This is a genomic window from Pseudomonadota bacterium (assembly GCA_030775045.1).
Classification (GTDB): Bacteria; Pseudomonadota; Alphaproteobacteria; order JALYJY01; family JALYJY01; genus JALYJY01.
Genome location: JALYJY010000070.1, coordinates 1 through 9600, shown reverse-complemented (window position 1 = coordinate 9600; position 9600 = coordinate 1). Strand labels below are relative to the sequence as shown.

General features: G+C 57.3%; 13 protein-coding genes and 2 tRNA genes. 11 read left to right on the top strand and 4 right to left on the bottom strand.

Going from position 1 to position 9600, the window contains the following annotated elements; translation table 11 throughout:
* Positions 1-78: 78 nt before the first annotated feature.
* The 9 genes from M3O22_06880 to yihA all read left to right on the top strand — a co-directional run bounded on the left by M3O22_06880 (position 79) and on the right by yihA (position 7538).
* Positions 79-1683 carry a tail fiber domain-containing protein gene (locus M3O22_06880; protein ID MDP9196469.1) on the top strand — a complete coding sequence of 535 codons (1605 nt, stop codon included), beginning with the start codon at positions 79-81 and terminating at the stop codon, positions 1681-1683.
* A 93-nt stretch (positions 1684-1776) separates the two neighbouring features.
* Entirely contained in the window at positions 1777-2625 is an 849-nt protein-coding gene (locus M3O22_06875) for a hypothetical protein (protein ID MDP9196468.1), read from the top strand.
* A gap of 109 nt (positions 2626-2734) precedes the next feature.
* On the top strand, positions 2735-3457 hold the full coding sequence (locus tag M3O22_06870; protein ID MDP9196467.1) for a hypothetical protein: 723 nt from the start codon (positions 2735-2737) through the stop codon (positions 3455-3457).
* Positions 3458-3760: 303 nt separating this feature from the next.
* The gene (locus M3O22_06865; GenBank protein ID MDP9196466.1) at positions 3761-4297 is read left to right on the top strand and encodes a hypothetical protein; all 537 of its coding nucleotides are present in this window, start codon (positions 3761-3763) and stop codon (positions 4295-4297) included.
* Positions 4298-4451: 154 nt separating this feature from the next.
* Positions 4452-4586: a 50S ribosomal protein L34 gene (gene rpmH / locus M3O22_06860; protein MDP9196465.1), complete on the top strand. Its 135-nt coding sequence runs from the start codon at positions 4452-4454 to the stop codon at positions 4584-4586.
* 25 nt (positions 4587-4611) lie between these two features.
* The gene (gene rnpA / locus M3O22_06855) at positions 4612-4986 is read left to right on the top strand and encodes a ribonuclease P protein component (protein ID MDP9196464.1); all 375 of its coding nucleotides are present in this window, start codon (positions 4612-4614) and stop codon (positions 4984-4986) included.
* Positions 4983-5246, top strand: coding sequence for a membrane protein insertion efficiency factor YidD (yidD, locus tag M3O22_06850; protein MDP9196463.1), 264 nt, complete (start codon positions 4983-4985; stop codon positions 5244-5246). The genes rnpA and yidD overlap by 4 nt, the downstream gene beginning before the upstream one ends.
* Positions 5225-6916, top strand: a complete 1692-nt coding sequence (yidC, locus tag M3O22_06845) for a membrane protein insertase YidC (GenBank protein ID MDP9196462.1) — start codon at positions 5225-5227, stop codon at positions 6914-6916. Before yidD ends, yidC begins: the two co-directional genes overlap by 22 nt.
* Before the next feature lies 1 nt (position 6917).
* Complete coding sequence (yihA, locus tag M3O22_06840) at positions 6918-7538, top strand: ribosome biogenesis GTP-binding protein YihA/YsxC (protein MDP9196461.1); 621 nt, start codon at positions 6918-6920, stop codon at positions 7536-7538.
* Positions 7539-7541: 3 nt separating this feature from the next.
* Here yihA and M3O22_06835 read toward each other — a convergent pair whose 3' ends face one another.
* The 4 genes from M3O22_06835 to M3O22_06820 form a co-directional block, all read right to left on the bottom strand.
* Entirely contained in the window at positions 7542-7715 is a 174-nt protein-coding gene (locus M3O22_06835) for a hypothetical protein (protein ID MDP9196460.1), read from the bottom strand.
* Between the two features lie 85 nt (positions 7716-7800).
* Complete coding sequence (locus M3O22_06830; GenBank protein ID MDP9196459.1) at positions 7801-8199, bottom strand: SDR family oxidoreductase; 399 nt, start codon at positions 8197-8199, stop codon at positions 7801-7803.
* 22 nt (positions 8200-8221) lie between these two features.
* Positions 8222-8298 (bottom strand) — tRNA-Arg (locus tag M3O22_06825).
* 102 nt (positions 8299-8400) lie between these two features.
* The gene (locus M3O22_06820; protein MDP9196458.1) at positions 8401-8697 is read right to left on the bottom strand and encodes an ETC complex I subunit; all 297 of its coding nucleotides are present in this window, start codon (positions 8695-8697) and stop codon (positions 8401-8403) included.
* 161 nt (positions 8698-8858) lie between these two features.
* On the opposite strand from M3O22_06820, the gene M3O22_06815 reads away from it, so the two are divergent.
* Positions 8859-8935 (top strand) — tRNA-Pro (locus tag M3O22_06815).
* A 175-nt stretch (positions 8936-9110) separates the two neighbouring features.
* On the top strand, positions 9111-9600 hold a 490-nt coding region (locus M3O22_06810; protein ID MDP9196457.1), incomplete at its 3' end, for a rhomboid family intramembrane serine protease.

The following is a 9600-nucleotide window of genomic DNA, read 5'->3' as shown; positions in this document are numbered from 1 at the left end:
GAACGGTTTGGTGATAATTGTATGGTCGTCTTGTCATAGGCCATGCACCGTTATGAATTGGCCAGAAGGATATTGAGCATGCGAATCGTTTCTTCTTTCATGCAGCGGCAGCGCGGTTTCACGATGGTGGAACTGATCATTGGCCTTGCCGTACTTGGCGTTCTGTTTGCGGGTGTGTGGCGCCTGATCGGCGGCATGAACCAGCAGCTGCAGGACCAGGCTGTGGCCCGGCAGACAAAGGCGATTGCCGAGGCTGCGAATCGGTATTCGCAGGTCGAGCGGCCGCGAATCGTTCTTCTCGCCCCGAATCAGTGGCACATCATCGGAGTCGTGAACGATCCCGCGACTCCGATGCCCGAGCTTCAGCCCGCCTTCCTCTCCCCCAATGTCTCGGACACGAATCCGCTGGGGCAGCGGTACCAGGTGCTGGTGCGCCATGATGGCACGAACGTGGAGACCTTTGTGGCCTCTACGGGAGCAACGATCCCTGTGGACGACCTGCGCGCGGCGCGGATCGTGGGGATGATCGGGGCTGATGCGGGGACGCTCTACAGCGACGAGCCTCCGGGCGCTCCGGTGATTCGCGGGGCTTACGGCGGCTGGACACGGCCTGTGTCTGACTTTGCCGGCGTCATTCCCATGGCTGCGGGAGACATCATCACAGGGACGATGTTTGCCACAACCGATCTGGGCTCGCCGTTCCTGTACCGGGATGTGGTGGCCGGGCATCCCGAGTTCAATCGCATGAACACGAACATCGATATGAACCGCAACAGCCTGAACAATGTGACCAGCGTCATAGGCCAGGACCAACTCTTCATAATGGCTGAGCCTCAGGTCTTCATCCGCAGGGCCGACATGTCATCGCCAGTAATGCTGGATGTGCGTGGGCGGCTGGGTGTCAGCCATGACGCAGGGTTCAATGGCAATCTGAATGTGGGCTGTGGGACGGATGTGTTTAACTGTGGTGCTGCGCAGGCCAGGATTGAGCCAGACGGAGATATCGTTACAGAGGGCGGAGTATCCGCAAGAGGGCAAAGCTTCTTTGAAGAACTCCGGGTAACTGATGAATGTGGCGTGAACAATTTCTGTCTCCGGGTCATGGGGGCCGCGAGATTTTCTGGCGCTGTCAACATCGAAGGCGCCCCCCTTACTGTCAACGGCCAGACATTCCTCAATGGCTCTACAGAAATTAATGTCCGTCCAGGTGTTGGTGTTGGCACACTGACTGTCAACACCCCGGCTGTTTTTAACAACCAGGTAGATTTTTATCAGGAAGCAGAATTCTATGTTCGTGCTCGTGGCCGACGGGAAGATGGTAACTGGTACAAGATCGACCTTGAAGATGGCCCGTCCGATATTCGCCTGAAAGAGAATATTCGTCCTATCGATGACGCTCTGGAAAAATTGCTGAAAATCCGTGGTGTTTATTATGACTGGAAGAATCCTCTCAGTGGCTGGAAGGCCGATCCAAAATCACCTGCTGATATAGGGGTCATCGCACAGGAGGTTGAGGCTGTATTCCCGGAGCTGGTCAAGGAGACAGAAACTGGCATGAAAATGGTCAATTATGAACACCTGATCGGGGCTGCTATTGAAGCCCTGCGGGAACTGAAAGCCGAAAATGACGCCTTGCGCAAAAGGGTTGAGCAGCTGGAGAAAAAAATTTATGAACGCGAGTAGATTTTTTTTCGGACAGCTCTCTGAAAAACCCCGCTTAGCAGCGGGGTTTTTTATTTGGCACAGCCCCCCAGTCCAGACACATGGAAAGTTATATTGACACGCCACTGTATACAACCTATACACGCTCCCGAAGTACAACTCTCGGTTGTACAAATCTTGTTGAAAATACCTGAGAAATCGAGGAGACTTTTGAGTATGCGTAACGAAGTTTGGTCAGGACTAAGAACAGCCCTTGCAGCCGCAGCAGCAGGAGCAGTACTGGCAGGATGCCCGGCTCCACAACCGTTTGAAGAACCAGATGGGGGTGTTCCCCAAAATGATGGGGGTATCCCACAAAATGATGGAGGCATTCCGCAGGATGATGGCGGCGTTCCATTACCAGATGAGGAATTTCCAGTTTTCACGATGGACGCATGCGTCACTGACCAAGAGCTGACAGAAACAGAAAAGGCATCCCGTCCCACGCTTTCAGGAGCTCTGCGCTTTGATGAAATCATTAAAGAATGCAAACAGACAACGCTGCAAGGGGAACGGGATGGCCGCAGGTTCAGGATGTGCGGTAACTGGGGGCGGGTCGAAGCTGGTCATGCGGTTCAGGAAAAGCTTTCCTATTGCCTGGGTATCGCGGGCCTTGAGTTGCCTGTAGACAACATCGCTGTCTATGTTCCATCCGGAGTGGTCCACATTCGTGATGGCAACCGTCACGGTTTGATCGACCTGAGAGAGGATATTCCCACCAGCGTCAATATTACAGACCAGCGAAAAATATCCGCATGTGCATACGAGGTACTTGTCCCTCCTGCCACATCACCTGATGGGACAGAAGATATTGTGCCTGGCGCTTTCTGGGTCAGAGAGCTGCTGGATTGCCTTGGAGACAGCCTGCCCCCTGACAATCCGGAAGGAGATAAACTGCCTTTTGTCTGGCACAACATACCTTGATGCTCAGTAACACGTAAAACAGATGCCAGGAGACAGATTTTCACCTAATCCCTTGGCCTTTCTTCTTATAGTCCCGTACGGGACACAACCCTGAAAAATGAGGAAAAAAATGGACAAAAGAAGCGCTTTGTCAAGACTGAGAACAGCCCTTGCAGCCGCAGCAGCAGGAGCAATACTGGCAGGATGTCCAAGCCAGCAACCGCTGGAAGAACCAGATGGGGGCATCCCGCAGAATGACGGAGGTATCCCACAGAATGATGGGGGTGTTCCATTGCCAGACGAAGAATTTCCCACTTTCATGATAGACGCATGCGTTACCGATCAAGAGCTGACAGAAACAGCAAGAGCAGCCCGTCCTACGCTTTCAGGGGCCCTGCGCTTTGATGACATTATTGAGAAATGTCCGCCTGAACAGCGTAAGGAAGGAACGCAGAACGGAGTGAAATATAGCCTGTGCAACGGATGGGGGCGGGTCGAAGCCCCCCCCGGAATCCAAGAAAAATTCTCACATTGCCAAGGCATATCAGGTATTGACCTCCCTGTGAACAGCTTCTCTGTCTATATTCCATCCGGGGTGGTTTATCTTCGCAATGGTAACCGTCACGGCTTGATTGATCTGAGAGAGGATATCCCCTCCAGCGTCAATATTACAGACCAGCGGAAAATCTCTGCGTGCGCATTCGAAATGATTTATTCTGCTTCAAACAACGGAGAAACTCCCCTCCCCAATGATTTCTGGGTGACAGCTCTTATGGATTGCCTTGGAGACAGCCTGCCCCCTGACAATCCTGAAGGGGAGAAGCTGCCCTTTGTCTGGCACAACATACCTTGACGACTTCGTAACCGCAAACTGACGGAGTCCAAATATAGGCCAAGGGGCCAAGCAACAGCTGTCTCCTTGGTCTTTTCTTTTCAGGCATACAAACAAAACGTGTTGATAAATTAAATTACAACTGATAGTTGTTTTTTGTTACATAAGAACCTGCAAATCAGAGAGGTGAAAGTAATGAGTAAGTCTTGGTCAAGACTGAGAACAACCCTTGCAACCGCCGCAGCAGGAGCAATTCTGACAGGATGCCCTGCGCCACAGGAAGAGCCAAGCCCGGAGCAGAATGAGTGGTTTCCTGAATTCACAATGGATCGCTGCGTCGCGGATGAAGACTTGGACATGACGGAAAATGCCCCTCGTCCTACACTCGCAGGGGCTCTGCGCTTTGGTAGAATCATGGACGAGTGCACAGAAACAAAAATGGAGGGCATTCGCAACGGCGTAAAATATGCCATATGTGGCGCAGACTGGGGTCGCGTCGAGGCCGACGCCGAAGCACAACGCCAGAGCAGATACTGTCAAGGTGTGGCCAGTGTAGGCCTGCCTGTGGGTCTGATCGCTCCCTATATGCCGTCCGGAGCGGTTTATCTACAGCGTGGAAACCAGCATGCGATACTGGATCTGAGGGAGGCGATGGAACCTTCCGATGATCTGCGGCAGCTCATAGCCTGCGCGCATGATATGGTCAGGCTTGCTGCCTTTTATGACCAAAATGGCGTTGAGCACATGCCACAGGGCGGACCAGTAAGAAATCTGTACGATTGTATGGTGGACAATATGGGCCGTGATGCACTTCCAGGATGGAAATCGCCAATAGTCTGGGAAGAAATCCCGGCTCCGTAACAGGAAAAACAAGGCCAGGGAGCAGGCTTAGCAGCTGTCCCCTTGGTTTTTTCATCGGGGGAAGCAGGGGCACAAAGCGGTTGACTCCTGCGGGGGCGGGATCTATACATGCCTCCTTCGGAATTTATGCAGGTTCAGGGAACGGAGTTTTGTCGTGAAACGCACCTATCAGCCCAGCAAGCTTGTGCGCAAGCGCCGTCACGGCTTTCGGGCCCGCATGGCCACTGTTGGCGGCCGCGCTGTTATCGCCGCCCGCCGCTCCAAGGGCCGCAAGCGCCTGTCTGCCTGACCTTTTAGCCTTTCCGGACAGCATCATGAAAATCCGGCGCCTGCGCCACCGGGCGGGCTTTCTGGCTGTTACCAGTGCCCGGCAGCAGTGGGCTACGCCGTCAGCCCTGATTCAGGTCCGCCCCTGGCCTTCCCCTGATACCCCTCCCGAGCCGGATACTGATATCCGCCTCGGCTTTACGGCCAGTCGCAAGGTGGGCAACGCCGTCCAGCGCAACCGGGCCCGCCGCCGCCTGAAAGAGGTTGCCCGCCAGGTTCTCCCCCTCCAGGCTCTGCCCGGCCGGGATATCGTTCTGGTGGCCCGGTCCGGTGTCTTTTCCCGGTCTTTTGAGGATCTGAAAAAAGATATCGCAGAGGGACTGAAAAAAACCAGGTCCCGCAAGCCGGATATTTCTGCATGAAGAACCTCCTGCTCTGGCCGGTGCGCGGGCTGTTATGGGGCTATATCCACCTTGTATCCCCGTTTCTTCCGCGCACATGCCGGTACATGCCCACTTGCTCCCTGTACATGCGGGAGGCTATACATCGCCATGGATTTCTGCGGGGCGTTTTTCTGGGGATCCGCCGCCTGCTGCGCTGTCACCCGTGGGGCGGCTCCGGGTATGATCCCGTACCGTTGTTGAAGGATAGTCACCGTTCATGCAAGAACACCGTAACCTGATTCTGGCCATTGTCCTTTCCATCGCCATCCTGCTGGGCTTCCAGTTCTTCTATGCCCGGCACCAGCAGGACGACGCCCCGCAGCCAGCCCCTTCACCGCAGCAGGTCACCGAGACCCCCCTCACGCTCTCAACCCCCACCCCCGCCCTTCCGGAACCGGCGTCCCGCATGCAGATTGCCACGCCCGCGCTGCATGGCAGTCTGAACGCCACCCACGGCATCCTGGACGACCTGACCCTGGCGGACTATCACGAGACACCTGACCCGGCCAGCCCGGAGATCCACCTGTTGGCCCCCCCGGGCAGCGCTGCCCCGTACTATGTCGAGTTCGGCTGGACCGCGGGGCAGACGGACCTTGTGCTTCCCTCGAAAATCTCGATTCCCCCGACGGGTACAGCCTGGACTGTAAAGGGCGGGCCGCTGTCTCCATCCTCTCCGGTCACGCTGACCTGGAACAATGGCGCGGGTCTGGAGTTCGAGCGCCAGATCAGCGTGGACGAAAAGTACATGTTCACCGTCACACAAACCGTGCGCAACACCTCGGGCGCCCCCGTGACCCTGGCTCCGTACGGCCAGATTGTCCGTCAGGGACAGCCGAAGACGCAGGGCTTCATGATCCTGCACGAAGGCCCGCTGGGCGTTCTGGGCGGCAAGCTGGAGGAGTATTCCTACAGCAATCTGGCCGAGGATGGCGAGAAGGTGCGTCAGAAAACCACCGGCGGCTGGCTGGGCATCACCGACAAGTACTGGCTTGTGTCCCTGGTTCCTGCCCAGGATAAACCCGTCACCGCCCGGGTCGAACATACAGGCCTGGCTGAAACAGGCCGCTATATGGCCAGCATGACGGAGGAGCCCGTCACCGTAAACCCGGGAGAGACCGCCTCCTCCACCCTCCGGGTCTTTGCGGGCGCCAAGCAGGTGCACCTGATCGCGGCCTATGAAAAGCAGCTGGGGATCCAGAAATTTGACCTGGCCATCGACTTTGGCTGGTTCTACTTCCTGACCAAGCCGTTCTTCTATGCCCTGAGTTATCTGGCCGGGTGGCTGGGCAATTTCGGACTGGCCATCCTGGCGTTCACGGTTCTGGTGCGCCTGGCCCTGTTCCCGGTGGCGAACAAATCGTTCACGTCCATGAGCAGGATGAAAAAGCTCCAGCCCCAGCTTCAGGCCCTGCGTGAACGCCATGGCAAGGACCAGGCGCGCATGAGCCAGGAGATCCTGGCCCTGTACAAGAAGGAAAAGGTCAATCCCATGGGTGGCTGTCTGCCCATGCTGATCCAGATCCCTGTCTTTTTCGCCCTGTACAAGGTCCTGTTCGTGGCCCTGGAGATGCGCCATGCGCCGTTCTATGGCTGGATCCACGACCTGTCGGCCCCGGACCCCACGTCCGTTTTCAACCTGTTCGGCCTGATTCCCTTCACCCCGCCGTCCTTCCTGATGATCGGGGCGTGGCCCATCCTGATGGGCGCCAGCATGTTCGTGCAGCAGATGATGACCCCCACGTCGCCGGACCCTATCCAGCGCCGGATGTTCATGTTCATGCCGTTCATGATGACGTACCTGCTGGCCGCCTTCCCGGCGGGGCTGGTCATCTACTGGACCTGGAACAACGTCCTGTCCATCGCCCAGCAGTGGATCATCATGCGCCGCATGGGCGTTCCGGTGGGCTGACATGACCGACGCCCACAGGCTTTTCGCCGGGGAGTGCCGGTTCGTGGCCGGGGCCCAGACCGTGGACCAGCTGCCGCCCATTACCACCCTGCCCGAGGTGGCTTTTGCCGGGCGCTCCAACGTGGGCAAGTCCAGCCTGGTCAACGCCCTGACCGGCCGCAAGACCCTGGCGCGGGTGTCCGCCACACCCGGACGAACCCAGCAGATCAACTTCTTTGATCTGGGCGAACGCCTGATGCTGGTGGACCTGCCGGGATACGGCTATGCCAAGGTCTCGCGCGACCGGGTCGACACCTGGACCGACATGATCGAGCAGTACCTGAGGGGCCGTCCCACCCTGCGCCGCGTATGCCTTCTGGTGGACAGCCGCCACGGTCTGAAGCCGCCGGACATCGTGGCCATGCGCACCACGGACAGGGCCGCCGTCCCCTGCCGCGTCATCCTAACCAAGGCCGACAAGATGACGCCGGATGCCCTGCGGCAATGCGTGACGGATGTGGAAACGCAGCTGAAAAAACATACGTCCGTCTTTCCCGATGTCCACGTGACCAGCAGCGAAACCGCCCTTGGCATCAACACCCTGCGCGAGGATCTGGCGGCTCTGGCATTGGCCGGGGAGTAGACCCTATTTTCTGTTCACCAGGATCTCGCTGACCTCGACAGATTTGGGAAGCTCGAGCATGAACAGCATGATCCGGGCCAGATCGGCTGGATCCATGTAGCCGTTCAGACCGGCATCCGTTCCGGTGAACTTCTGCACAAGACGGGATCTGAACCCGCCAGGATTGAACTGGATCACCCGACTCCTGGTGCCTTTTAACTCCAGGCGCAGATTTTCGCTGATGCCACGCATCGCCCACTTGGAGGCCCCATAGGTACCCTGGTCAGCATAGGCCCTGGTACCCCACGGTAGAGCCCACATTCAGGATATCGGCCCCGTTTTTCCGGATCAGATCCATCAAACCGGATACAAGGAACAGCGGGGCCATCGTATTGACGGTGAGAACCCTCTGGATTTCCTCCCAGCTGATCCGGCCTTGCCCCTGCTGGCTGAAGACGCCCGCGCAGTTGACCATGGCATCAAATGCAGGATGCTTCTGGCGGATCTGTTCTGCGGCCGCTTTTATGGATTCAGGATCCGCAAGATCAACCGGAATATGCTGTGCGCCATAACCGGGGACACGGCGGCTGAGGCAGATGATACTGTATCCCTTTTCAAGGCACGTCTGGCCGAAAGCTGCACCCAGACCATCGCTGCCACCTGTCAGGATAAGGGTTTTCATGGAAAAACTCCCGGAACAGGAGTGGCGTGCCCAGCAGGATTCGAACCTGCGACCCCCAGCTTAGAAGGCTGGTGCTCTATCCAGCTGAGCTATGGGCACAACAACAGAAAAGAAGCCGGATGAAACGGTTTTCCTTTTAACCTTTCCTGCAACAGGCAGGCAAGCCTGTTTTGGGAAAGCCCGGCCTGACGCCGTTCGTCTTCAGGATTCCCTTCTCTCCCTGTTGCGGAAGTTGTCCGCATAGTTTTTGGGCGGGGTGCGACGTTCGTGGATCTCAAGGACCACATACTCCAGCCCTTCTTTCTGTGCGAAAGCCTCTGCCGCCTCACGCGTGGCAAACCGCACGCGCACCTGGTTCAGGGTATCCCCCGTCGTCCAGCCCATGAGGGGATTGGGTATGCGGGCTGTTTCCAGTTCATACTCCAGGATCCAGGCTTTGGTGGCACCGCGACCGGACTGCATGGTGGAACGGGAAGGTCTGGAGATTCGGGCTTTCATGGGACGGCCTGTGATTGCGAACTGTCAAAGCGGCTTGCGAACGTCTTTATATCAGAAAAAGACTTCAGGTGAAGGACGTTCAGATATGGATGATCTGGAATGAGAAACACGTAAAGAGGGCCTTGCCGGGTCGGCCCTGTTTGTGTATGCCAAGGCTGGTCCGGGGTGTAGCTCAGCCTGGTAGAGCGCTGGTTTTGGGAGCCAGAAGCCGGAGGTTCGAATCCTCTCGCCCCGACCACCCTTCGCCCTCCGGATTTTCAGCCCGACCCTGTTCATCGCTGAGACGCAGGGAGCGTCCTCTGTGTTTCTGCGACGAAAAATGTTCCGGGCAAATATCCCACAGGGAGAGAGTATTTTCGCGGGACAGAAAAATGGTATAGGGTCTGGCCGCCTTTCACAGGAAAGCCTGACCCTTGCCCCTTCTGTCCAGAACCCCGTCCGGACCGCGCCAGCCCATGCTCAACCTGCCCCCCATGGTGCAGGCGCTGATCCTGACCAGCATCCTGGTGTTTGCCATCACCTGGTTCCTGTCCGACGATGCGTGGACAGAATTGATGATGCGCTGGGCCTTCATTCCTGCCCGGTACGGAGAGGATCCGGCAAGTCTCGACGCTGTCCTGTCTCCGTTCACCTCCCTGTTCCTGCATGGCGGATTCCTTCACCTGGGGATCAATATGGTCAGCCTGGCGGCCTTCGGATCCGGCATCGAGCGCTATCTGGGCAGTACGCGCATGCTGGCCCTCTACCTGCTGTGCGGCCTTGCGGGATCCGCTGTCCATCTGGCCTTTCACTGGGGCAGCCCGGTGCCGGTCATCGGCGCATCCGGCGCCATCAGCGGCCTTTTTGGCGGCCTGGCCTGGATCCTGGGGCGGCAGCACGGAAATATCATTGCCCTGGTCCTCA